At 62.9% G+C, this 24,498-nt stretch carries 19 protein-coding genes, 1 tRNA gene and 2 pseudogenes; 12 read left to right on the top strand and 10 right to left on the bottom strand.

What is annotated here, in order from left to right:
• Positions 1-108: 108 nt before the first annotated feature.
• Positions 109-768: a DUF47 family protein gene (locus tag QZ648_RS06410; RefSeq protein ID WP_291996450.1), complete on the bottom strand. Its 660-nt coding sequence runs from the start codon at positions 766-768 to the stop codon at positions 109-111.
• A 782-nt stretch (positions 769-1,550) separates the two neighbouring features.
• Here QZ648_RS06410 and QZ648_RS06405 point away from each other — a divergent pair.
• From QZ648_RS06405 to QZ648_RS24840, 5 genes and pseudogenes are all read left to right on the top strand, one after another.
• Positions 1,551-4,154: an ATP-binding protein gene (locus QZ648_RS06405; protein WP_291996449.1), complete on the top strand. Its 2,604-nt coding sequence runs from the start codon at positions 1,551-1,553 to the stop codon at positions 4,152-4,154.
• Positions 4,155-5,585: a sigma-54 dependent transcriptional regulator gene (locus QZ648_RS06400; protein WP_291996448.1), complete on the top strand. Its 1,431-nt coding sequence runs from the start codon at positions 4,155-4,157 to the stop codon at positions 5,583-5,585. It begins immediately after the preceding gene.
• A 343-nt stretch (positions 5,586-5,928) separates the two neighbouring features.
• Positions 5,929-6,585 (top strand): DUF47 family protein, encoded by a 657-nt coding sequence (locus QZ648_RS06395; protein ID WP_169067254.1) that lies wholly within the window; start codon positions 5,929-5,931, stop codon positions 6,583-6,585.
• A gap of 519 nt (positions 6,586-7,104) precedes the next feature.
• Positions 7,105-9,312, top strand: coding sequence for a SulP family inorganic anion transporter (locus tag QZ648_RS06390; RefSeq protein WP_291996447.1), 2,208 nt, complete (start codon positions 7,105-7,107; stop codon positions 9,310-9,312).
• Positions 9,313-9,410: 98 nt separating this feature from the next.
• Positions 9,411-9,734 (top strand): annotated as a pseudogene (locus QZ648_RS24840) (SUMF1/EgtB/PvdO family nonheme iron enzyme); the annotation flags it as partial.
• Here the strand turns inward: QZ648_RS24840 and QZ648_RS06385 are convergent.
• Positions 9,683-10,069, bottom strand: a complete 387-nt coding sequence (locus QZ648_RS06385; protein ID WP_366144077.1) for an SUMF1/EgtB/PvdO family nonheme iron enzyme — start codon at positions 10,067-10,069, stop codon at positions 9,683-9,685. The pseudogene QZ648_RS24840 and the gene QZ648_RS06385 overlap by 52 nt on opposite strands.
• A 25-nt stretch (positions 10,070-10,094) precedes the next feature.
• On the opposite strand from QZ648_RS06385, the gene QZ648_RS06380 reads away from it, so the two are divergent.
• Together QZ648_RS06380 and QZ648_RS06375 are read left to right on the top strand one after the other, a co-directional pair.
• Positions 10,095-10,271 (top strand): hypothetical protein, encoded by a 177-nt coding sequence (locus QZ648_RS06380; protein ID WP_169067252.1) that lies wholly within the window; start codon positions 10,095-10,097, stop codon positions 10,269-10,271.
• Complete coding sequence (locus QZ648_RS06375; RefSeq protein WP_169067251.1) at positions 10,264-10,488, top strand: hypothetical protein; 225 nt, start codon at positions 10,264-10,266, stop codon at positions 10,486-10,488. The genes QZ648_RS06380 and QZ648_RS06375 overlap by 8 nt, the downstream gene beginning before the upstream one ends.
• A gap of 293 nt (positions 10,489-10,781) precedes the next feature.
• On the opposite strand, the gene QZ648_RS06370 is transcribed toward QZ648_RS06375, so the two are convergent.
• From QZ648_RS06370 to QZ648_RS06360, 4 genes and pseudogenes are all read right to left on the bottom strand, one after another.
• Entirely contained in the window at positions 10,782-10,937 is a 156-nt protein-coding gene (locus tag QZ648_RS06370) for a hypothetical protein (RefSeq protein ID WP_248595451.1), read from the bottom strand.
• A 44-nt stretch (positions 10,938-10,981) separates the two neighbouring features.
• Positions 10,982-11,236, bottom strand: a pseudogene (locus QZ648_RS24835) (cadherin-like domain-containing protein); the annotation flags it as partial.
• A gap of 135 nt (positions 11,237-11,371) precedes the next feature.
• Positions 11,372-11,917, bottom strand: coding sequence for a hypothetical protein (locus QZ648_RS06365; protein ID WP_169067249.1), 546 nt, complete (start codon positions 11,915-11,917; stop codon positions 11,372-11,374).
• 204 nt (positions 11,918-12,121) lie between these two features.
• Complete coding sequence (locus QZ648_RS06360; protein ID WP_169067248.1) at positions 12,122-12,457, bottom strand: cytochrome c; 336 nt, start codon at positions 12,455-12,457, stop codon at positions 12,122-12,124.
• 265 nt (positions 12,458-12,722) lie between these two features.
• Here QZ648_RS06360 and QZ648_RS06355 point away from each other — a divergent pair, with 265 nt between their 5' ends.
• Both QZ648_RS06355 and QZ648_RS06350 read left to right on the top strand, forming a co-directional pair.
• On the top strand, positions 12,723-13,475 hold the full coding sequence (locus tag QZ648_RS06355) for an SDR family NAD(P)-dependent oxidoreductase (protein WP_169067247.1): 753 nt from the start codon (positions 12,723-12,725) through the stop codon (positions 13,473-13,475).
• 71 nt (positions 13,476-13,546) lie between these two features.
• Positions 13,547-14,368, top strand: a complete 822-nt coding sequence (locus QZ648_RS06350) for a pyruvate, water dikinase regulatory protein (protein ID WP_169067246.1) — start codon at positions 13,547-13,549, stop codon at positions 14,366-14,368.
• A 94-nt stretch (positions 14,369-14,462) separates the two neighbouring features.
• On the opposite strand, the gene QZ648_RS06345 is transcribed toward QZ648_RS06350, so the two are convergent.
• Together QZ648_RS06345 and QZ648_RS06340 are read right to left on the bottom strand one after the other, a co-directional pair.
• Positions 14,463-14,795: a c-type cytochrome gene (locus tag QZ648_RS06345; protein WP_169067245.1), complete on the bottom strand. Its 333-nt coding sequence runs from the start codon at positions 14,793-14,795 to the stop codon at positions 14,463-14,465.
• 109 nt (positions 14,796-14,904) lie between these two features.
• Positions 14,905-16,518, bottom strand: coding sequence for a nitrite reductase (locus QZ648_RS06340; RefSeq protein WP_248595458.1), 1,614 nt, complete (start codon positions 16,516-16,518; stop codon positions 14,905-14,907).
• A gap of 260 nt (positions 16,519-16,778) precedes the next feature.
• Between QZ648_RS06340 and cobA the strand changes: the two genes are divergently transcribed.
• The gene (gene cobA / locus QZ648_RS06335) at positions 16,779-17,561 is read left to right on the top strand and encodes a uroporphyrinogen-III C-methyltransferase (protein WP_169067243.1); all 783 of its coding nucleotides are present in this window, start codon (positions 16,779-16,781) and stop codon (positions 17,559-17,561) included.
• 41 nt (positions 17,562-17,602) lie between these two features.
• Here the strand turns inward: cobA and QZ648_RS06330 are convergent, their stop codons facing one another.
• On the bottom strand, positions 17,603-18,508 hold the full coding sequence (locus QZ648_RS06330) for a 1,4-dihydroxy-2-naphthoate polyprenyltransferase (RefSeq protein WP_169067242.1): 906 nt from the start codon (positions 18,506-18,508) through the stop codon (positions 17,603-17,605).
• A gap of 206 nt (positions 18,509-18,714) precedes the next feature.
• Positions 18,715-18,801 (bottom strand) — tRNA-Leu (locus tag QZ648_RS06325).
• A gap of 182 nt (positions 18,802-18,983) precedes the next feature.
• Here QZ648_RS06325 and queA point away from each other — a divergent pair.
• Positions 18,984-20,042, top strand: coding sequence for a tRNA preQ1(34) S-adenosylmethionine ribosyltransferase-isomerase QueA (gene queA / locus QZ648_RS06320; protein WP_169067241.1), 1,059 nt, complete (start codon positions 18,984-18,986; stop codon positions 20,040-20,042).
• A gap of 82 nt (positions 20,043-20,124) precedes the next feature.
• Entirely contained in the window at positions 20,125-24,333 is a 4,209-nt protein-coding gene (locus QZ648_RS06315; protein ID WP_291996446.1) for an SNF2-related protein, read from the top strand.
• Positions 24,334-24,498 lie beyond the last annotated feature (165 nt).

Below are 24,498 nucleotides of genomic sequence, written 5' to 3'. Positions count from 1 at the left end.
GCGCAAGCGACTCACGAAACTCCCTTCTCCCCTCGCGGGAGAAGGGTCGGGGAAGAGGGAAAACGGTCATGACTTTCATGATCTGAGGTGTATCGATTGTCATGACCGTTAGTCCAAACGCTTGATGGTGTAGATCGCCAGCCAGTCGGCGACGTCCTCGGATTCATCCGCGATATGGTCGATCGCATCGATGAAACGACGCAGGTGCAATTTTTCGGCCAGTGGCAGGGAAGACGCGAAGACCGCGCGTTTCAGCTTGTCGGCCGCGCGGTCGGCGTCCTTTTCATAGAACATCACCTTGTGCAGGTGATCGCGAACCGATTGAATGTCGCGCAGGAAAGCCCGCGACGCCAGCACGGTGCTCTCCACGGCCATGGCCACGCTTTCGGCCAGTTGCCGCAGGTCGGCGTGCAGTTCCTGGGGGAAAGCGGGCCGTTCTATGTCGAACGACACCATCGTCTCTTCCATGACATTGAGCAGGCAGTCCAGATCTTCCAGCAGACTCAGAACATCGCCGCGAAAGTCGGGGATCAGTGCCAGGGTATAGAGCTCGTGCTCAACCTGGCGACGCAGCTCGTCTCCTTTGTTCTCCAGTTCGTTGAGCTGCTGCAGCTTGGCCACCAGGTCGCCATTGCCTGCGGAATCCAGGTACGCCCCAATCGCGGAGCGAAAGGCAATGCCGCCCTGGGAAACGGTGTCGAGAAAGGAATCGAAGTGCATTTCCACTTCTCGCGTGGTGTGGAACAGGCGCAGCTTGCTCTTGTCCATTAACTTCTCCTTTTTGCCGGTGTGAAAATGCTCGGTAATTGCAATTACTGCCGGAGATGTCGCCCTTGCCTCACGGCCGAGGTGACCTCCCATCGGGCACCTTGACGCTGAAAGCAAATGGCGAAATCGTGGCCGCCAGGCGGCGTCGCTGTAGTACGTGACGCTGCGGTCGTGTGGACTATTTGCCGATGGCAAGCTTGACCACGACCTACCTCCCTATCGCGTGTCGACGAGTCTTTCAGAATGCTCGACACGGCCGGATCGGTCGCGGCAAATCCGGCTGACAACACCGCTGGCCGGGCACGGGTGAGCGCGGCAAGCGGTTGCTCCGCAACCAATAAAGCACGAATCGTGCCATACGCTATCCAAGCAACACTTCACACGCCAAATCAGCTACCTGGCGGCAATAGCCGAGGCCACGCGACGGCCATTTGAGGGTGCAACAAAATGAACACTGACGGTCAGGACCGACCATTGAAGGAAAGTATTTTGTAGGTACCCCCGTGCCTTGGGTCCCGTGCGCAGGAATCGCGCGTAAAGACGCGGCGTTACACCCTGTCTCCGGCGACCCGTGCTTGAGACTGCCGCAGGAACTTGCTGGCTGTGCGACGGCCGCCACACAGGCGGGCGCGGGAATCGCCGTCACCCCTCCGCTTTGGCAACGCCGCTTTGCTGCGCACCCGCACCGCTTTCTCTTTCTGCTAAGCTCCCGGCCGATAGCCCGTCGCGGGCCGCAAGTTACTGCCGCAGGATTCTTCACAGCTCCGCTCTGATGATCGTCAATGTTCGACCAGCTACGAAAATATGCCGCCGCCTATGCCGTGGCGATCGGTGGGGTGGTGCTGACCTGCTGGTCGTCGTGGAATGTGCGCGAGGAGTTGCAAAGCAGCCACCGCAGGGAATTTCAGTGGGCGGCCAGCGATCGCATCGAGTCGGTGCGAGCGGTGGTCGACCAGGGACTCGACGCCTTGCGGGAGATTCGCGGACTTTTCTACGCCGCCCACGAACTTGACGAAAGCGCCTTCAGCGCCTTTGCCGACCCTATCCTGCAGCGTCGCCCGTACATCGCAAGCCTGCTCTGGGCCCCACTGCTGAACGCGCCGCGGCAAGAACCATCAGCCGCTGTCATCGGCGGCGCACCAACAACGACAGCGGCAGTGAACGACGATCCACTGGGCTCTGAGCGCGAGCAACTCACTCGAATCCCCGTTGTCCTCGCCGCGTCACGCGCAATCTCCGAACTCGCCAAAGGCGTCGACCTGAACACCAGCAGCGAACTCGCGGCATTGTTCGCGCGGGCCCGCGAGAACGGAAAGATTGCCGTCAGCGGGCGCATGACGCTGACGCGCCCAGGCAGGAACAGCCTGTCTGTCATCTACGCCGCATTGCCGATCTATGCCCCTGCAAGCCCGCAAAGTAGCCCGGCGCCCGAGGGTTTCGTGCTTGGCGTCTATGACATCGAGGAACTGCTCCACTTCGCCATCAAGCGCCTCGAACCACGCGGGGTCGAGGTACTGGTGCGCGACGAGACGACGGGCGACGACGCGCAGTTCCTCCCGCAGTTCCTCCATTTCTACGCCAGCCGTCTGGAACCCGGCGCCACCGCGACGGCCACCGGCTGGCTTCCGGAGCAAGACGAGAATCAGCCACGGATGGTGGCCACGATTCGCGTTGGCGACCGCAGCTGGACAGTCACCTGCGTGGCCACGCATACCTTTCGTAGCGCTGAGGCATTCACCGAGGCGCATTGGTCAGTGATGGTCGCCGGCCTCTTGTTTACGGCGTTGCTCAGTTTTTACCTGGTGCACAGTCGGCGCGAAATGGACAATCGCAGCCGACTCGCAAAAACCATCTTCGAGCGCGAAGAACTGCTTCGCCAGCTCGCCGAAACGGTCGATGTCGCTTTCTGGGCGATCAACGCCGAGGCAACGCGCCTGGAGTATATCGGACCCGCTTTCCGGCAGCTGGCCGGTGACGAGGTCGAACTGGACGGTACGGCACCATCGCTGCTGCTCGACGTTTTCGCGCCGAAAGACCGGCAAGTGCTCAGCGCAGCGATTGCCGACTTGCAGGCGGATGGTGGGCGATTTTCGCTGATCCTGCCGGTGTCACCTGACTGCCGGGGCCAGCGAAATCTACACTGGCTGCGCGTCTGTGGCTTCCCGGTCCGTTCGCCGGAGCACGGCTTGAGCCGTATCGTCGGCTTTTGCGAGGACATCACCGCGCACAAGCTGGCCGAGGATGCGCTGCGCGACTCGGAAACGAAGTTACGGACCTTGTTCAATCATTCGCCCGACCTGATCTTTACTGTCGATGAGCAGGCCCGGATCCTGTTCGCAAACCGGCCGCTGCCGCACCCGCTTGCCGGCGCTGACGACAAGCGCTCCGAACTGGCTTTGCCAGCCCATATTCGCGACGCATACCTGGACAAGTTGCGGCAGGTATTCGCCGGCGGCCAGATCGAACACTGCCAGTACACCGCCGACGACGCTACCTGGTGGGAAATTCGCATGGTGCCGATCGGTTCGGACAATGCCGCCAAAACGGGCAGAGCGATGACCGCAGCGATGGTGGTGATTACCGACATCACCGAGAACCGGAAGCTGCAGTGGCAGGCGATCCGCAGTGCGCGCCTGGCCTCGCTTGGCGTGCTGTCGGCAGGCATTGCGCACGAAATCAGCAACCCCAATCACGCCATCATGGCCAACGCGCCCCTGTTGGCCCGCATCTGGCAGGATGCCCTGCCCATCCTTGCCGAATACGAACAGGAGCAAGGGGATTTCCTGCTCGCTGGCTTGAGCTTTGCGCAGGCGCGCGAGACCATTTCACGCGGCATGGCTGACGTCGGCGAAAACGCCAGGCGGATACAGAAAATCATTGGCAATCTGAAGCACCTGGGTAAGCAGGATCACGGGCATATGGACGAACTCGCCGACATCGCGAAAATCCTCAAGGCCGTCCTGACTTTGCTCGATGCGCGCATCCGCAAGGAAAGTGATTGCCTGACCCTGGCTCTGCCGGAGGGCTTGCCACCCGTCAGAGGCAACGTCCAGCAACTGGAGCAGGTGTTCATCAACGTTATCGTCAATGCCCTCGAGTCGCTGCCGAATCGGAGCTGCTCGGTGAGAATTACCGCCGGGCTGGACCGCTCCGGCAGCCGGATCATCGTCCGCGTCGAGGATCAGGGCACAGGCATGAGCGACGAGGTCATGGCCCAGATCAGTGAGCCGTTTTTCACCACCAAGGCAGAAAGTGGTGGCACCGGGCTGGGTCTGTCCATCTCGTCGTCGATCGTCGAGAAGCACGGAGGGCGCTTGCGCTTCGCGTCCAACAAGGGCTCTGGAACAACGGTGAGCATCGATTTGCCGCTTATCAAGGAGGCGTGAATGAAAGAGCAGTCGCCGGCCAGCTGGCCGGTCTTCCTCGTCGATGACGACCCGTCGGTCCTGCACGCGACGGCGGCGGTGCTGCACAGCGCCGGCGTCGCCAGAATCGAGAGCATCGACGACAGTCGGAAGCTGCTGCCGGCGCTTGAACGGCAGCCAGCCAGCACCATCCTTCTTGATCTCTTCATGCCGCATGTCAGCGGCAACGAACTGCTACCCGAGATCGTCCGCCTCTACCCGCAGCTGCCGATCATCGTCATGACTGCCGCTCAGGATGTCGAGACCGCGGTGCTGAGCATGAAAGAAGGCGCTTTCGACTATCTCGTCAAGCCGGTCGAGGAAAGCCGGCTGGTGGCAAGTGTCCGGCACGCGCTGGAGGTACAGTCGCTGCGCCGTGAGATGGGCGTCCTCAAGCACTATCTGTTATCGGACTGCCTGCAGCACGGCGAGGCATTTGCCGGCATCGTGACCAATAGCCGCAAGATGCGCGCGCTCTTCCAGTACATCGAAGCAGTGGCGGTATCGGCAGAGCCGGTGTTGATCTCCGGGGAGACCGGGGCCGGCAAGGAAATGTTCGCCCATGCCCTGCACAAACTCAGTGCTCTGCCCGGGCCGTTCGTGCAGGTCAATGTCGCCGGCCTCGACGACACCCTGTTTTCGGACACCCTCTTCGGCCACCGCAAAGGCGCCTTCACCGGTGCCGACGAAAACCGCGCCGGCCTGATCGCACAAGCCAGCGGCGGTACCCTGTTTCTCGACGAGATCGGCGATTTGTCGATGGCCTCGCAGGTCAAGCTCCTGCGCCTGCTGCAGGAGCACATGTATTTCCCCCTGGGATCCGACGTGGCGCGACCAAGCGACGCCCGCGTCGTCTGTGCGACCAACCACAATCTCGCCCAGCGGATGCGCCAGAACCAGTTTCGCTCCGATCTTTTTTTTAGGCTCTCGGTGCATCAGGTCGAAGTGCCCCCCCTACGCCAGCACACCGAGGACCTCACACTGCTCCTGCAGCACTTTCTCGACGAGGCAGCCGCGGCGATCAGGAAACCGGCTCCCGAACCATCGAACGAGTTGATCACGCTGCTCTCGAACTACCACTTCCCGGGTAACGTGCGCGAGCTGCGGGCAATGGTCTTCAACGCCATGGCCTTGCATCGAGGCGGTTCGGTACTGGCCATGGACAGCTTCCGCCAAGCCATTCAAAAGCAACAGCAGCTACGTGCCGACTACCCCGTGGCCGAACCATCCGACGGACTGCCGATCGTCATCCCGGGACGCTTTCCGACCCTTGACGAGGTCGAGGAGGCGATGGTCGCGGAAGCACTCCGCCGCGCCAAAGGCAACCAGGGCGTCGCCGCCACGCTGCTCGGACTGTCGCGTCCGGCTCTCAACAGGCGTTTGGCGCGGCGAGTGATTCAAGCCAGATCCTGAGCCGCGGAATGCGACGAGCCGCAAATCCCGGTCGATCCGCGGCCGATGTAACATTTTGCTATCACAACGCCGGCATTCCGAAACTGCGTGTGCGCCTGTCGGAAAGCGTTTACTGCCACCGGAAATGACGTTGCCCTAAGCGCTACTGCGCTTTGTTTCACCCCCTGGAGCGTAAATGGCAACAGGCATCATGATCGCCAACCCCTGCCCCCACTTGCATTTCCGCTTTCCTGCACATCTGAGGGGGCTGGCATAGAAAATGCTTTTGTCGAGTCGGTCGGCCGCGTAGTGGTCGCGTTCAGACTTTTGCCCTCGTCATTTTCTATATGGGAAAGGCTTAAACATGTCAGACGTTAGCACGGAAGCATCTTCTTTCACCCGCCGGCTCCTGCAGCGGGTCTTCCCGACGACCACCGATTTTTTCGCCCTACTCGCCGAACAAAGTGCTCATGTGAATGGCGCCGCCGGCCTGCTCGTCGAATACATGGGCAGCGACAGCTCCCAGGCGACCAAGAAAATCGGCGATGCCGGGCGCGAGGGCGATCGACAGAAGATTCGCAACCTGACCCTGCTGAACGAAGCTTTCTCGACGCCAATCGACCGTGAAGACCTGCATCGGGCGTTCATCAATCTCGATGAGATCATCAACAGCTGCCAATCAATCGTCGTCGAAATGGATAGCGAGCTTCTCGCCCTGAAGCCTGACAAGGCCTGCCTGGAAATGGCTGTTTACCTCAAGGCCGGGGTGGAAGCGGTGGCCGCGGGCTATGGCCGCCTGGCGAAGGAACCGCAAGCAGGCCGGGCCGACGCCGAGAAAGCCGATCAAGCGGTGAAGAGCCTGACCCGCACCCTCCGGCGCGCCCTGGCCGAATTATTTCAGGACAACGACTTCCAGAATATTTTCCGGCGCAAGGAGATCTACACCCAACTGAGCCGGGCCGGCGACCGTCTCAACATCTGTAACAGCACACTACTGGATATTGTCGTGAAGCTCTGCTGAACACCCGCCGTGTCTTGCGGAGGCGGGGAACACGAGCGTCCCGATTGCTCCTGGCCGCGTGTCGGGTGAAGGCAGGGATCGAGAATGCCCCTGCTGGTTGGCGCCCCCGCCGTGCGCTGGGGTCACTTTGTGCCCTTGCGCACAGCGCTCCCAACAATCACTCAAAGCACTGCATGCAATGGAAGCCCTGCCTATTTAGCGCTGCTGACCGCTGCCGTATAGGGGTTTTATTGCAGCCCGTGGCGGCCCCGTAGTCAACGGCCAGGAACCTGATCCTTTGCGCGAACGGCGCGGAGTTTGTCCATAGCGTGATGCATGCTTTATTGTCATGCCAAAAAAACAGTCAGCAGCGCGCCCCGTTCGCACAGCCAGGGCGTTGAGCCGCTATACTTCCGAGCACACCCGACGCAGCCTGGACAAGATCTCCAGGAATGCGTTTTATTTTTGGCCCTGCAGCAGACCAATGGTCCACAGCAGGGCGATTTCTGCCGTTATGGCGGGAGGCCTCAAGGCATGGAAATGGCATTGAATCTCAAGAACGACAAACTCGTCGGTGATTTCTGGGGCGGTTTGGCGTCGATGCTGGTCGCCCTGCCGTCGGCAATCGCTTTCGGCGTCACCATCTACGCCGCCATCGGCCCCGAGTACGCCGGCCTGGGGGCGCTGGCCGGCATTCTCGGGACCACCGCTCTTGGCCTGATCGCACCGACACTCGGTGGCACTGACCGCCTGATCACGGCACCTTGTGCGCCGGCGGCGGCGGTGTGCTCGGCCTTTGCCATTGAACTGGTACAAAACGGCGTTCCGGCGACCTTCATCGTGCTGATGTTAACCGCCCTCGGTCTGGTCTGCGGGATCGTGCAGCTGCTGCTCGGCTTTCTCGGCGTCGGCGGACTGATCAAGTACATCCCGTTTCCGGTCGTCAGTGGCTACCTCAGTGGCGTCGGCCTGATCATCATCGGCAGCCAGATCCCCAAGTTCATGGGCGTAATGGATGGCTCATCCTGGTGGCGAGTGGTGATTGCGCCCCATCTGTGGCACTGGCAAACGGCGCTGATTGGCGCGGTAACCATCGCCGTGATGCTCGGTGCGCCGCGCTTCACGCGCCTCGTGCCGGCCGCGATTCTCGGTTTGCTGGCTGGCGTGATCACCTATTTCGCGATCGCTTACACGGTCGACGACTCCTTGCTGGTCATGGAAGGCAACGCGCTGATCATTGGCCCGCTGGGTGGCACGGCTTCGAGCATGCTGAACGCGATCACCGGCCGCTGGCACGAAATAGGCGAGCTCAAGCTCAGTCAGATCGGTGCGCTGCTTGGCACGGCGCTGACCCTGGGCGTTCTGCTGTCGATCGATACGCTGAAGACCTGCGTGGTGCTCGATACCATGACCCGCAGCCGCCACGATTCGAACCGTGAACTGATCGCCCAGGGCTCCGGAAACATCGCCTCGGCCTGCGTGGGTGGCATGCCGGGCGCCGGCCAGATGGGAGCAACCCTGGTCAATCTCACAAGCGGTGGCCAGACGCGGATTTCCGGCGTCATCGAAGGGGTGCTGTCACTGATCACTTTCCTCGCCCTGGGAAGCCTCATTGCCTGGATTCCGGTCGCCTCCCTGGCGGCCATCCTGATCATCGTCGGCGTGCGCATGATCGACCGCAGCAGCCTGCATCTGCTGGACTCGCCATGGACGCGCTTCGACTTTTTCGTGGTCCTGACGGTGGTTGCCGTGGCCCTTGGCTACAGCCTGATCGCGGCGTCGGGCGTGGGCATCGTTCTGGCCATGCTGCTTTTCATCCGCGAGCAACTGAGCAGTACCGTGATCCGCAACAAGATTGACGGTGGCAGCCGCTTTTCGAAGCGCGTGCGCTTGCGTGAGGACATGGAATTGCTCGAGAAAGAGGGAAAGCAGACGGCCATTCTGGAGCTGCAGGGCAGCCTTTTCTTCGGCACCAAGGATCAGTTATATCTGGCGCTCGAACAGGAAGTCGGTACGCGTAAGTACCTGGTGCTCGACATGCGGCGCGTCCAGTCGGTGGACGTCACGGCCGTGCATCTGCTGGAGCAGATCAGGGACTCGCTGATCGAACGTGACGCTTTTCTGATCTTCTGCAGTGTCTCGAAGACGCTGCCCAATGGCCGCAACATAGGCGAGCTCTTCGAGCAGATGGCGCTGACGACGACCAGCGAGCAGGTCAAGATCTTCCCTGAACTCGACGACGCCATCGAATGGGTTGAAGACCAGATCCTGGGCAAGAATCTGCAACAGGAGGCCGATATCGGACCGCTGGAACTCGCCGATCTCGAGATTTTCAGCGACCACAAGGTCGAGACGCTGATTGACCTCGAAGCGTCCTTCGAGCGACGCTCGGTGGCCAAGCATGGCAAGGTGTACTCCTTCGGCGATCAGGGCGACGAGCTGTTCCTGATTCGCAAGGGCGCCGTTCGCATCACGCTGCCGAGTGCTGGCGAACTCCCCGGCCATCACGCCCTGACCCACGGCCGCGGCGACTTCTTCGGCGGGATGGCCTTCCTTTCCGAAAAGGCGCGCTTCAACGACGCCACCGCCGTCGAGGATACCGAACTCTTTGTGCTGCCACGTCACCAGTTGGAGAAACTGCGCGAGGAACACAAGCGGCTGGCCTTCGAGCTGATCGAGGCGGTCGCCAAAGTGCTGGCCATGCGCCTGCGCTATTCCGACAAGGAACTGATGGCCATGCAGGATTGAGGTGCAAGTCGCGCAAGCGACTGACGGAGCACCCTCCTACCCGCGGAGGATGTCGCGGGCCTGGCCATCTGGACCCTCGGCTACGCGGCGGGGTCGAAGTGGAAAGAGGAAGCCATGCCCCTCGCCGATCGCGGCAAGCAGCTTCTGGACCTGCTGAGCATCGAGGGACTGGGCCCGCCGCACGTGGCCGGGAGGGGCGGCGCTACGCCTGGGGAGAAGCCTTCGACCCCAGCCGCTGCAACAGCTTCGAAACCCATGTCCGGGGCCCCACGCCGGTGGGCGTGTTTCCCGGGCGAGATACCCCGCAAGGTCTTGCGGACATATGCGGCAACGTCTTTGAATGGACCGGCAGCCTCTACCGCGCGTATCGCTACGAGGCCGGCGATGGCCGCGAGAATCCCGACGATGGCGAAAGGCCGGCGCGTGGTGCGCGGTGGCTCGTGGTTCGACAGTCGCCGCGCACCACGCGCCGGACATCGCCGCCCGGATCGGTATCGCCTGGCTCGTCGTACTGGTTCAGGCACCACTCCCAGACGTTCCCGGCCATGTCGTGGCAACCCCAGGGGGAGGTTCCTTGCGGATAGATGCCTGCCGCCGAGGTCTGCGCGAGGTAGTGCGGTCCCTCCGCTTCCCATGTCTCGTTGATGTTGGCCTGCCCCGACTCGAATTCGCCCCAGGGGAATTCCCGGCCATCAGCGCCGCGAGCGGCCTTTTCCCATTCCTGCTCGGTCGGTAGCCGGACCTCATGGCCGAGCATCTGGCTCAGCCAGCGGCAGAAGGCCATGGCCTCGAACCACGAGGGTGAACCTTACCTCGCGCTCGCCGACAGCCAACAGGCTGGCGGCTGTCGCCCGGTGCAAGAGCTGGCTGTCGAGAAATCTGGCCGCCTCCGCCCTGGCGACTGTCGTCGCGGTATCGCCGTGCCTATCGGCGTCCCCGGCATATACATGCTTGGCTGAAAGTCAAAAGCGAAAGCAAACCGACTGGCTTTCTCGCCTCGTCAGGCCGTCGACGCCAGATTTCTACGGAAAAGCGACACCGTTAACAGCCCATGAACGGTCTGAGCAGATCGGCGGCTCGGTCGATGATGTTCATTCGACGGTGTTCTTGGTGTTCGCGCCGGGAAGCAAGGGGGACATGGACAGTCGTCAAGCGATGGAAATGCGATTCGGATGATAGCGCGAAACGGCAATGCCCAGGCACGGCGAGCTGGAAGGCCTCTGAGCGCCATCGACCGCATTGGCACGGTGCGTAACGCCCCGGTTCAAGCCTCCCAGAAACCAGGTATTGCGGAACCATGGCCAGCAACGGGAAGAGCATCGCCGATGCGATCGCGGCGCTGTCACCAGACCAGACCTTCGGGATGTCTCCCATGTAGCCGAGACAAGCTGGCTTTCGATGCGGTTTTGCCGCGGAGTCGCTGACCGCCGCCGACCGACGTCTGAGGTTCGCGTCGCCGTCCGCGTCAGTCAAGCCAAGGTTGAGCACCGAAAAGTCGCCGCCTCGCTACCGATACGCTCGGGTAGCGCCTGCGTCGTCCCGGTGATGGCGATCTGCGCGTTGACGTCGCGTAGGGTGATCGGCTGGACGAGCGGGTCGATCTCGCTTCCGGCGCCGTCACGCAAAAAGAACGTGACGCTGTCGCTGGCATCCGCCGAGAGCTCGCCCTCGTATGCCGATAGGTGATCTTGCCGGCCAGTATGTCGTCCTGGCTGAACACGCTGCCAACGCTGAGCGGAATTCCGTTCTTGAGCAACGTCCACTTCCCGGGCAGGGAGTCGACGCGGTCGGTGAGCTGGTCGTTCTGGTTGTCCTGATCGACGACCGGCAGCTCCGTGTGGGTGATCGTCGCCGTGCCACCTTCATTCAACACCATAGGCACGGCGGGTGTCAGCGTCGGCACGTCGTTGCGTGCGCTGACGATAAAGCTGGCGCCAAGAGTCGAGCGCTACCGACGAGTTCCATCAGAACCACCCTGCTCCCGCTTCCGGCGCCAAGGGTAGCGCCAGAGGCGTCGTTGCTCACCTACCAAGCGCCGCATCCGTGGACCGGCAGACGCCTACCGATGGTCGCCGTCGCTATCCACGACGCTGATTTCGAGCACCTCACCGTCGATCGCCTGCGAGTCGACCACCCGATGCAGGAACTGATAGGCCACCCGCCATTGCACGCGCCCGCAGAGCAGAGTCACGGTCTTGTCGTTGAGACGAATGACCTTGCCACTTCTTTCCTGCTGGTCGCGGCCGACGAAGCCGACCATCTCGCCGACAGCGACCTCATTGCGACCCAGCCCCTGGCGTGGCTGCTCGCGAATCTCGACGTCGGCACCATCGACGTTGATCGCCGCATACTCAATCAGCCAGCGCTTTTGCGTCGCAATCTCCAGGACCAGCACGCGCTTGCGACGCAGCTCGATGATTAGTCCGCTGGAGCTCGCGTTTTCCCTCGGCTCGAAATAGGAAATCGTCTGCCCGACGCGCAGCCGCGAACGAATCGAATCAAGCCACTGCGGCTGTTCGAGTACGCGGTCGATCCCCGCCCGCATCCGGTACAGCTCGAAGGCGGAAGCCTGATTGAGCGCTTTGAGCACATCGGAGAAATTCATTCTGGAGCCTCTTTGCGGGACTTGGTGGGTGGCAGTCGAAACGTCGCAGCCACTAAGGAGAGCATCGCCGCCCTGGCTGCAAACCTGCCCAGCGGCCCAGTTACCGATTGTATCGCCGCGAAAGCCTTTGCAGCGACCCCGGGCGGACAGCGAACGGCCGAAGCTTGCAACATCGCAGGTGATCCCTTCGCGCGCTTCCCGGACCTATTCCTCGGGGAATCTCACCATCAACTGCTGCACGATCCAGGTCGCCTCGGCTTCCGTAAGAAAGCGATGCCAAGGTGGCATTGCTGTCCCCGGACGACCGCCGTAGATGGTGGCCACCAGTGAGTCGACGGGCTTGTCGCGCAAGGCCTCGGGCGTCAGGGCCGGACCCAGGCCACCGTGCAAGGTCATGCCGTGGCAGGAACCGCAGTCCTGACGAACGAGGTGCACGAGTTGCTTCTGGCGTTCGGGCGTCGGTGCCTCAGGCTGAGGAGCAGCCTCGGCAAAGGCGCCGGGAGAAACCAGCAACAGGGCGAGAACAAGAACGATGGGCATGGTCGGCGAGTCGGTAGGGTTGGGCTCTGTGGCGCCTTGGCTCGCCCTCTTCCGCGCTAACGAGAAGAAGGCAGCGAGCCGGCATTTTATCCGAAGACGGCCTTGAAAACGGCTCGCACGGCGCCCGATCGCTGTCCATCGGTGACACAGCAGCGGCAGTTTGCGCGCTCGTCCCCCACGGCCCATAATGCGCGCTTGCGTCGCCGGCAAATGGCGGCGGGAATCGATAACGCGATAACGACGCGACAACAGCGGGAGACAAGCAATGGATCTTTGGACATGCCCGGCAGTGGTCACCGGGGCAGCATCGGGCCTGGGTGCGGAAACGGCGCGTTATCTCGCCGAGGCGGGAGCCAAGGTGACGGTCATCGACATCGATGCGGTCGGCGTACAAAAAGTTGCCGACGAAATCGGCGGCCTGGCCATTCCCTGCGATGTCGCCAATTCACTCGCTGCGGAGGAGGCCCTGGCGACGGCGCGCGATGCGCACGGAGCGGCGCGCGTGCTGGTGCACTGCGTCGGCCGCGGGCACTCGGAACCGACCGTGGGTGTCAATGGGCCGATGCCGCTCGAGGACTTCCGCCAACTGGTTGAAGTGAACCTGATCTCGACCTTCAACATGATGCGTCTCGCCGCCGCCGATATGGCGCGGCTGCAGCCGCGCTCAAACGGCGAACGCGGCGTCATCCTGTCGACCGCTTCGGTCGCCGCCTACGATGGGCAGAGCGGCGAAGCGGCCTATGCGGCGTCGAAAGGCGGCGTGGTGAGCATGATCCTGCCGGCGGCGCGCGAACTCGGCCCGCTGGGCATCCGCGTCGTCGGTATCGCCCCCGGGCTGTTCGGCACGCCGACACTGTTTGCCATGGAAAAGAACCTCGATTCGCGGCTGGCACACCAGATCCCGTTTCCGCATCGCTTCGGCGACCCCTCCGAGTTCGCGATGCTGGTCCTGCACGTGTTGAAAAACGTGATGATCAACGGCACCGTGCTGCGCCTCGACGGTGGTCACCACCGCTGAACACGCGCCACGGCGTAGCCAGCGATAACCGCCACCACTCATTCGTCAGCTTTGGCTGGTAAAGGATGCTTGTGAGCAAGACACTCGTATTGCACCTCGTCTCGCATGCCTCGGGAGAACTGGTCGAGTTGCTGGCGCGTAACGCCATCGCTCAGTTCGCAGGGCTGGAAGTCGAGCGCCGACTATGGAAGATGGTCCGTCACCTCGGCCAGGTGCCCGAGATTCTTGGCGAGGTGGCGCAGAGGCCGGGTTACGTCCTGCACAGCATCAGCCACGCCGACGTCCGACAGGCGCTCGAAGAGGGTTGCGGCCGTCTGCTCGTCCCCTGCCAGTTTGCCCTCGAACCGCTGATCGCGAACCTCGCCGAGTACTCCAACACGACTGTTCAGTTCCACAGCAGTTCAGGCGACGCTTTCGACGAAGACTACTACCGCCGCATCGAGGCCATGAAATATACCCTGGCCCACGATGACGGCATTGCCAGCGAAGATCTCGATGGCGCCGACGTGATCGTCGTCGGCGTCTCGCGGGCCACCAAGACACCAACCTGCATGTACCTGGCCTCACGCGGCATCAAGGCCGCCAACGTACCACTGGTGCCGTTCTCGCCGCCGCCGATGGGACTGCTGAAAGCAAATGGACCGCTGATCGTCGGGCTGACGGTGGACCCGACACGGCTGGCGCGCGTCCGCTCCGCGCGCTTGCGGTCATGGGACAACGAAGACAGCCAGTACAACGACTTCAACGCCTTGCGCAAGGAGGTGCAGGACGCCCGTCGCCTGTTCGTCGCACGCAACTGGCCGGTGATCGACGTCACTCACCGCTCGATCGAGCAAGTGTCGGCAATGATCATCGATCTGCTCAGGGCACGCGCCAGCGACGCGCCCATATAGAGCGAGGCATCGCGGGCGTTCCGATGCGCCTGTGAGAGCCTTTTCTTGCCGCCGGTCGGCCTGTCGGTCCGGCTTGCTGCCGCCAGGCTTGAAATCAGGAATCCGGCAGGGTGAGAATCCACTTGACCAGGATGCGGATGTTGTCCTTGCCGGCGCGCTTGTTGGCCGACATGTAGTCGTCACCCCAGACGCCACCACCGCCCTTATAGACTTTTTCCACCAGCACTTCCTCGACTTCCGGTTTGCCGCGATAGCGTTTTGCGACATCGCGCCAGGCGGGGCCGCGTACTTTTATCTCGACATCGTGGCAGCCCAGGCAACGACTCTCGTCGGCCAGTTCAAGCATGGCAGGGTCAACCGGCGGTGGCGCGGCGATGGCCAACTGCGAACACATGGCGGCCGATAGCAAAAAGACGGGCACTTTCATCGTTGATTCCTTGCGGCAGTTGAGGTGCTGACGATTATGCCGGCAATCGAGCCAAAAAAAAAACCGGGGGGCCATGGCCCCCCGGCTCAGAACAGACGCTCAGCAGAGATCAGTAGACGTCGTGCTGGGTGTTGTAGACGTTGAACTTGCCGGTCGGCGTGACCAGACGCTTGTCCTTGATCACTTTCTTGACCGTACGCGTCTTGTCATCAACGACGACGATTGCCGACGGCTCGGTCTTGTTGCCGGTCCAGACGGAGAACCAGACCTCGTCACCTTTTTCGTTGTACTCGCCATGCACCACGCGCTGCAGACCCTTGGTCTTGCCGAGATCGGCAGCAGCAGCGAGGTTGATAACCTGCGACTTGGCGTCCGGATTACCCAGTTCGTCGATGTTATAGACGGAGACCGAACCGGCCAGTTCAGGATCTGGGTTCAGCGGCGCATCGGACCACAGGTTCTTCGAATTCGGATGCGTCTTCACGAACAGTGAGTTGGCACCGTGGTTCTTGAGTTCCTGAACGACTTTCCAGGCTTGCTCCGGATGGCCTTTGGGATCCGTACCGATCAGGGTGATCACGTCAGCGCCAAGGTGCGACGTTGCCCAGACCGGACCATACTTCGGATGAGTGAAGTTGGCGCCACGACCCGGGTGCGGGATCTTGGCAGTGTCGACCAGAGCAGCCAGCTTGCCTTCCTTGGTGTCGACCACGGCGATCTTGTTGGACGCGTTGGCCGCAACGAGGAAGTAGCGCTTGGTCGAGTCAAAACCGCCGTCATGCAGGAACTTGGCGGAGTTGATGGTCACTTCCTTGAGGTTGGCGATGTCGGAGTAGTCAACCAGCTTGATCATGCCGGTTTCCTTGATGTTGATCACCCACTCCGGCTTGTCGTGCGAAGAGACGATCGAAGCCACCCGCGGCTCCGGGTGATACTCGCCATCGACCGTGACGCCGCGCGTCGAAACCAGCTTCAGCGGCTCGAGGGTTTCGCCATCAAGAATCGCGTACTGGGGAGGCCAGTAGGCGCCGACGACGGCGTACTTGTCCTCGTAGCCTTTGTACTTCGAGGTGTCGACCGAACGCGCTTCGTAGCCGGCCTTCATCGTGGCCACGATCTTCGGCTCTTTGTACCACATGTCGATCAGATCGTAACGGCCGTCACGGCCAATGACGTGAACGTAACGCCCGGAAGCCGAAATACGCGAGATATGCACCGCGTAACCGGTCTTGACGATACCCCAGATTTCCTTGGTATCGCCATTGATCAGGGCAACCTCACCCGAGTCACGCAGGGTCACCGCGAAGACGTTCTTGAGGTTGACGTCGTTCATCTGCTTGGTCGGGCGCTCGGCGACCGGCACAACCAGCTTCCAGCTTTCCTTCATGTCTTTCATGCCCCATTCCGGCGGCACGTCGGCCGGCATCTGGACATACTTGGCCATGTCGGCAAGCTCCTTCTTCGACAGAATGTCGTCGAAGTTGGGCATGCCGCCCTCGGTACCGTAAGTCATGATTTTTTCAAGACGCGAGGAACCGAGCTTGGTGGTGTTCTGCGGCTCGAGATTCTTACCGGTCGCCCCCTTGCGCAGCATGCCATGGCAGCCAGCGCAACGTTCGAAATAGGTCTTGCCGGAAGCCGCCTTGTCCTCGGCCGACAGCGTCGGTGCGTCGGCAGCCGGCGCGGCGGCCTTCTCGGCCTTGGCCGCAAATGCCATGTTCATCGCGAACGGCAACGCTGCCAGCATCAATACGTTACGAATTACCTTCTGCATGCTTGTTTCCTCTCCTCTTGAAATTTCTCGACTGTCGCCCGGTTAACATCCGTGTCAGACTCGGCGCAGGATGACATGCCTGTGCGGGTCCATTCCTTGACCTCCATCAAATATCAGGGATCGCAGAAAGCCTATGGTCGCGTCCGAGTTGAAAAGCAAGGCGACGGGCGCTTATGCTTGCACCTCAGCCAAAAACCGGAAAAAAAGGAATGATGCAAACACCCTCCTCGCCGTTAGTCGGAACCGTCTACATCGTCGGCAGCGGGCCCGGTGACCTCGATCTGCTCACCCTGCGCGCCGCGCGGCTGATCGGCGAAGCGGACGCCATCGTCTATGATCATCTGATTGCCGAAGGGGTCCTCGAACTGGCGCGTGCGAACGCCGAGAAGATCTACGTCGGCAAGAAAAGCTCCAATCACACCGTCCCGCAGGAGCAACTCAATCAACTGCTGGTTCGCCTCGCGCTTGCCGGTAGGAAAGTCGTCCGCCTCAAGGGGGGCGACCCCTTCATTTTTGGACGAGGCGGCGAGGAAATCGAAACTCTCGTCGAGTCCGGCATCCCTTTCGAGGTCGTTCCCGGAGTGACCGCCGCCGCCGGCTGCGCGGCCTACTGCGGCATCCCGCTGACGCATCGCGATCATGCCCAGGCGGTAGCCTTCGCGACCGGCCACCTCAAGGACGGCACGATCAATCTCGACTGGCCGGCTTTGGCCCGCCCGAAGCTGACCGTGGTCTTCTACATGGGCGTCGGCGGCCTCGCCGAAATCTGCCGCCAGATGATCGCCCACGGTCTACCGGCCAGCCACCCGGCAGCCGTCGTGCAACATGGCACGACTCGCCGGCAACGGGTGTTGACTGCCGATCTGGGAAGCCTGCCGGCGCGTGTCGAAGCGGCGGGAATCGGCTCGCCAGCACTGATCATCGTCGGTACGGTGGTTCGCCTGCACGACAAGTTGGCCTGGTTCCAGCCGCCGTCAGGCAACTCGACCTGATGCTAGCACTGGCCGCCCGGCGAGCCCTTGCCCCTCCTCGCTCAGACAACGATCGCCAGCGCCAGGAGAAGCGCGTAGACGAACTGCAAGCGGGCAGTGCTAGCCAGTATCTGGTTGAAGACCGGACCCGCGGGCGCACGCCGAAAGCGCTGCAGCAGCCGCAACGCTGGCGGCAGTAGTAGCAGCGGCAGGACTACTAGCCAGAGCCCGCGCCCCATCGCCAGCGCCAGGCAGGGCAACAACAGCAAGGGCAGCAACAGTTCCGCCGCATAGACCCATTGCGTCGCCTGCCGGCCGACGACGACGGCCAGGGTTCGCCTGCCGGCCCGCGCATCGGTCGCCAGATCGCGGTAGTTGTTGACCGTGATCACCGCCGCAGCGAACAGCCCGAGCATTGCTCCGGCCAGCAGAGCGGCCGGGCTGATCGACAAGGTCTGCAGGTAGTAGCTGCCACCCACGGCCGCCAGGCCGAAAAAGAGCACCACGAACAATTCGCCGAGCGGGGTATAGGCGATCGGCCATGGGCCGCCGGTGTAAGCCCAGGCGGCGAGCAGCGACGCCAGCCCGATGACGACGATCGGCCAACCACCGTGGTAGGCGAGATAAATGCCGAAGTTGAACGCCAGCGCCAAGGCGAGCCACGCCGCGCGCCGTACGGCGGCAGGCGGCAACCAGCCCATTGCCGTCACTCGCGGCGGCCCGAGACGATCGGGCGTATCGCTGCCGCGTTCGAAATCACCCACGTCGTTGTGCAAATTGGTGCCGATCTGGATCAGCAAGGCGGCCAGCAGAGCGACCAGCGCAGGCTGCCAGAGGAACTTGCCGGTCTGCGCCCAGGCGACGGCATGGCCAACGAGCAGCGGCGCGACGGACACCGTCAGCGTCTTGGGTCGGATGGCAAGCCACCAGGCGCCGAGAGGCGAGGGCTGCACGGCAGGTTCAAGCATTGCGCGGAGTAAGTCGTCCGGGGGTTTTGGGATTTGAGGAGTTCCGGGCTTGCCGCCCACCCCCCAGCATAAATCCAGGCGCAATTCTGGCGTAAAACAAACCGGGAAAGGTGGTTTTTTGCGGTAACATGCGCCCAAATGACCAACAAGGCAGCGCCGCAAATGCTTGAAACCAAACAAAAACCCGCATTTCTGCGGGTTATAGGTGGTGCCGAGAGGGGGAATCGAACCCCCACGATGTCACCATCGGCGGATTTTGAGTCCGCTGCGTCTACCGATTCCGCCATCTCGGCTTCGGCCCGAAGTTCGCGAGCCAGAAGAGCTGCGAATTATCGCTGATTCTCCGGCAGCCGACAAGCTACAAAATGGCCAGGCCAGCAATAAGGCACGCAGCCAGCCATCCCTAGCCTGCCCGCCGCTGGACAGCCCCCCTTAGCCCCTTAGTCCCCAAGCACTCCAAGTACGCTACACACCCATGCTCACCCTTGATGACTTTGACTTCGACCTGCCGGGCGAACTGATCGCCCAGCACCCGACTGGCGAACGCAGCGCCAGCCGACTGCTGCAACTCGGCGACGGCGCGCTTGCCGATCAGCGCTTCACAGCACTCCCGGACCTGCTGGCTGCCGGCGATCTGCTGGTGTTCAACGATACGCGCGTGATCCGCGCCCGCCTCCTCGGCCACAAGGAGAGTGGTGGCCACATTGAAGTGCTGGTCGAGCGCATCGTCGACGCTCGCCACGCGGTGGCGCAGATCCGCGCCAGCAAGTCGCCGAAAACCGGCAGTCGGATCATTCTCGAAGACGCGATCATCCTGATCGTCGACGGCCGTAGCGGCGAACAGGGCGAATTCTTCGACGTGCGCCTGGCAGACGAGCAGGCCAAGGGCGGGGCAGACGAAGGCGACCTATGGAACCTGCTCGAAAAACACGGCCGCTTGCCGCTACCGCCCTACATTACGCACCCCGCCAACGCCGACGATGAAGCTCGCTATCAGACCGTTTTCGCGCGCCACCCGGGCGCCGTCGCGGCGCCGACGGCCGGCCTGCATTTCGACGACGCGCTGCTGGCGGAACTTGCGCAGCGCGGCGTCGAAGTGGCGTACTTGACGCTGCACGTCGGCGCCGGCACCTTTCAGCCGGTGCGCGTACATCAGATCGCCGCACACCGCATGCACGCCGAGCGCTTCGAGATTCCGTCGGCAACCATCGCCGCCATCGCCCGCACCCGCGCCCGCGGCGGCCAAGTCGTCGCCGTCGGAACGACCAGTCTGCGCGCCCTCGAAGCGGCTGCACAGTGCGGTGACCTGCAGGCCGGCCCCGCCGAGACGGATATCTTCATCACCCCCGGCTACAGGTTTCGGGTGGTGGACCGTTTGATCACCAATTTTCACCTGCCGAAATCGACCCTGCTGATGCTGGTTTCGGCGTTCGCCGGCCGCGACGCCATTCGTTGCGCGTATCGACACGCGATCGCCGAACGCTACCGCTTCTTCAGCTACGGCGACGCGATGCTGCTGACCCGCCGCTCCTGACTCTGACACTTTTCACACTCACCCACTTTCACCCTCCGCCTGCCACGCACCTGCCACCCTCCATTTTCACACTCACGCGCCAATGAACACTCCCGCTCTGAACGCCGCCGCCATCGAGAAACTCGACCGCCAAGGGCTGCCGCCCGACATTCACAAGGTCGCACTGGCCAGCGCGCTGCTGTGGACTTTTCGCACCAATACCGACGTGCACCGCCTGCTTTCGCTGAGTGGGCTGCAGAATGCCGCGGGAAAGACCTTTAGCGCCAGCGAGGTCAGGGCCGCCACCCAGAAGCTCCGGGAAAGCGAGCTGCTGGTCGACGAGCCCTCGCGGGCGACTACTTTTCATCTCGTCGACGCATTGCGTACAACTCTCTATCGGCAGCTACTGGAAACCAGTCACGGTGACTCGCTGGCACGCCTGATCGCTGACGCCGACCGCTTTAACCCCGCCAGAACGGCTTACTACTGGCCCACGGCCAGTGTTCCGACGACCGTCGCCTACGTACGCGCCAAGTTTCTCTCCGGCGCAGCCAGCGAAGAGCTGTCGCACATGCGCATGATCCTGTCCCGCTCGATGGACTGGAGCGTAATCCTCGGCGAGGCCGTCCTGCAGCCTTTCGACGGACCGAGTTTCCAGCGCATCGAACCGCTCTGGCGTTCGCAGCTCGCTTGCCAGGCGACCGCCAGCGTCTGCGTCTTCTGTGCGCAGCGCTTCTTGCCGCTCGCCGATTGGGCGGTCGAGCAGCTGGCCAACGATCCCCAGGCCTTGTCCACCGACCTGCGGCTCACCCTCGGCGAACTGGCCATGCAGCGCGGCGACAGCGCCATGCTGGAAACAGCGCTGGATGGAGTTGACGAGGGCCTGAGCACGGCGATTCGTGCCGCGGCGCTGGTCATCGATGGGCAGTGGGGCGCCGGCCAGGCAACATTCGAAGCGGCGCTCAAGCTGTGCAAGAGCGAAATTGGCGGCAGCAAAAACCTCCTGCCCGGCAGCCTCGCCTGGTTCTATCCGCTTTCACTACTCGCGCAGGCGACGCCCAGGCACCTCGAACTGGCGCGCAAGTTCTGCGTCGGCGAGTCCGGCAAGCGTGCCCCCAGCCCCTACGGTGGCTGGGGGCGCTGGGTGCACGCCATCGACGTCCGCCTCGGCAGGATACCGCTCGAGCAGGCAGCGTTCAGGCCGACTCACGACCTGCAGACGCGCTGGGCACTCGACTCGCTATGGGCGGTCTTGCTCGCCGCCTGGCTGGGTCACGAGACGATCGCCGAAAACAACCCGCAGGCCGCCCTGAGCGAGTGGCGAGCGCTGATCGACACCCTCCGCCAGGCATTGAACAGCTGCCGCCTGACCGCGCTGATGCCGATGCTCGACGGCAGCCAGGCGGTACTCGAAGGACGCGATCCGCCCGAACATTTCTTCATTGCCGGTAGTGGCCAGCAATGGCAGGAGATCCTGCTGGCGCTGCAATCGCTGGGCGGCAGTCAGCCGGCCAGCGGCAACGGCGAAGCGACGCGCGTACTCTGGGAACTCGAAATCGGCGGCCAGGGTGATCTGCTCGCCATCAAGCCCTTCGAACAGAAGCGCGGCCAACGCAGCTGGGGCCGGCCGCGCCCCATGAGCCTGGCGAGGATCGCCGGCAACCAGCAGCTGGCAAGCGCGGATGCGAAAGTCGCGCGCGCCGTGCGCCTCGAACACGGCTACCGCAATCGCTACCACATCGATCTGGCGGCGGCGATTGTGGCACTGCCCGGGCACCCGTACATCGTCCTGCCAGGTGCGCCAGAGCAGTTCGTCGACCTCAGTGAAGCGGCGCCGGAACTTGAAGTAGTCCGCGAAAAGGGGCGCTTCGTGATGCGCGTCGAGCCGCCACTACGCGCACCGCTTGCGGCCACTTCCTACTTTGCGCAGGACGCCGACGAACGTCGTGAAGCGGAAGCACTGCGTCTGATCACGCTCGTCGTCGATGCTCCTCAGCGCCTGCGTCTGGTTCGTTTTTCGAGTGCGCAGCAGCAGGCTGCACAGCTCGTCTCGGGTCGTTTTTCGGTGCCCGCCGAGGCACCGAATGCGCAAAACGAACTCACCAAGACCCTGCACGCGCTGGCGCTTCATTTCCACGTTCATGCCGACTCGACCCAGGCGACGCGGCAAGTGAGCAGTGACTCCCGGCTGCGCGCCGAACTTTCACCGCTCGGGGACGATCTCTCGCTACGCCTGGTGGTCGCGCCGCTCGGTCCGGACGGACCGCGCCTACCGGCCGCGGCGGGCAGAGTACGCTTGATGGCGGTACTCGGCAGCGAAACAGTCGGCACCGAGCGCGACCTGAACGAGGAGCGCCAGCATCTGGACTCGGTACTCGACGCCCTGCCCTTTCTCGACGGCGGCGAGCGCGATGGCTGCGGCAGCGAATGGCTGATCGAAGACCCGGAGGAAGCACTGGCGGTGGTCGAAGCACTGCCGAGTTTGTCGGCGATTGCTGCGGTCGACTGGCCGAAGGGCAAGAGCGTGCGTGTACTCACCCTCGACAGCCGCCAGCTCGGCGTAAAAATCAGCCGCGAACGCGACTGGTTCCGGCTCGCCGGACAGGCGACCCTCGACGAGGGCCTGGTCCTGCAGCTGGAAACTCTGCTCAGTGCGGCCCGCGCCAAGAGCCGTTTCGTGCCCATGGGCAACGGCGTGTACGCGGCTCTGACCCGCTCGCTGAAGCAAAAACTGAGCGATCTGGCAGCGGTGCTGGAAAGCGACAAGAACGGTGGCAAGGTGCCGACCATCGCCGCCGCCTGGCTCGACGAGATTCTCGACGGCACCGAACTCGACGCCAGCAAGGACTTCCGCCAGGCCATCGACCGCCTGCGCCAGGCGCAGGCCCTGGTTCCGAAACTCCCCAGCCTGCTGCAGGCCAGCCTGCGACCGTATCAGGAAGACGGCTATCAGTGGGCGATCCGCCTGGCGACTGCTGGCGTCGGCGGCTGCCTGGCCGACGACATGGGCCTCGGCAAGACCCTGCAGGCGCTCGCCGTGCTTCTCGAACGCGCCGCTGGCGGCGCCGCATTGGTCATCGCGCCGACCTCCGTATGCGGCAACTGGCTGGCAGAAACGTTGCGCTTTGCGCCCAGCATCAACGTCCGGATCTACAGCGAGGCGAGCGACAGCGAACGCGAGGAACTGGTCACCACGGCCGGACCGCAGGACCTGCTGATCGTCTCCTACACGCTGCTGCAACTGGCCCAGGAGCGCTTCGCCGGGCGCCACTGGCACACTCTGATCGCCGACGAGGCGCAGGCCATCAAGAACGCCGCCGCCAAGCGTTCGCAGGCGGTCTTCGCCCTCGACGCCGACTTTCGTTTGGCATTGACCGGCACGCCGGTCGAAAACCGCCTCTCCGACCTCTGGTCGATCATGCGCTTCGCCAACCCCGGCCTGCTCGGCAGCAGCAGCCGCTTCGACGAGCGCTTCGCCGGCCCGATCGAACGTAACCGCGACCGCGAGGCACAGCACGTGCTCAAACGTCTGGTCGGCCCCTTCGTTCTGCGGCGCACCAAGTCGGAAGTCCTGCAAGAGCTGCCCGCGCGCACCGAGCTGATTCTGACGGTGACTCCGGAAGCGGCGGAAGCGGCACACTACGAAGCGCTGCGCCGCGAAGCCGCGAACGAAATCGACGCCAGCCTCGACACTGCGCCGCAGGCACAAGCGCGCTTCAACATCCTCGCCCAGCTGACGCGCCTGCGTCGCGCCGCCTGTGACCCACGCCTTTGCAGCCCCGAACTCGGTATCGTCGGCGCCAAGGTGCAGGCTTTCGCCGAACTCGCCGCCGAACTCGTTGCGAACGGACACAAAGCGCTTGTTTTCAGTCAGTTCGTGGATTTTCTTTCAATGTTACGCGAACAGATGGATGCGGCCGGAATCGCTTATCAGTACCTCGATGGCAGCACTCCCGCCGCCGAGCGTACGCGGCGCGTCGCCGCTTTCCAGGCCGGTGAAGGCGATCTCTTCCTGATCAGCCTCAAAGCCGGTGGCTTCGGGCTCAACCTGACCGCCGCTGATTACGTGGTCATCACCGATCCATGGTGGAACCCGGCCACTGAAGACCAGGCCATGGGTCGTGCGCATCGCATCGGCCAACTGCGGCCGGTGACCGTCTATCGCCTGGTGACCAAGGGCAGCGTCGAGGAACGCATCGTCGAATTGCACCACGAGAAACGCGCGCTGGCCGAAAGCATCCTGGAAGAAGGCGAAGCCAGCGCCCTGCCCTCTACCGAGGATCTGGTGGCGCTGATTCGCGGCGCGGGCTGATTCGCGACGCCTGGACCAAATTCGCGGCGCGGGCTGATTCGCGACGCAGGCGGTGACCACTCCCGGAAAATAGCTATTTGCCTTGACCGGAAGCGCCGATTTTTCTATCCTGCCGAGGTACGCGCGGGGCGGCGCAGCCGCCCACGTGCCCGCTCTGTGCACCAA

The organism is Candidatus Accumulibacter sp. ACC012 (assembly GCF_907163155.1).
Taxonomy (GTDB): Bacteria; Pseudomonadota; Gammaproteobacteria; order Burkholderiales; family Rhodocyclaceae; genus Accumulibacter; species Accumulibacter delftensis.
This window is presented reverse-complemented; position numbering and strand designations above follow the sequence as displayed.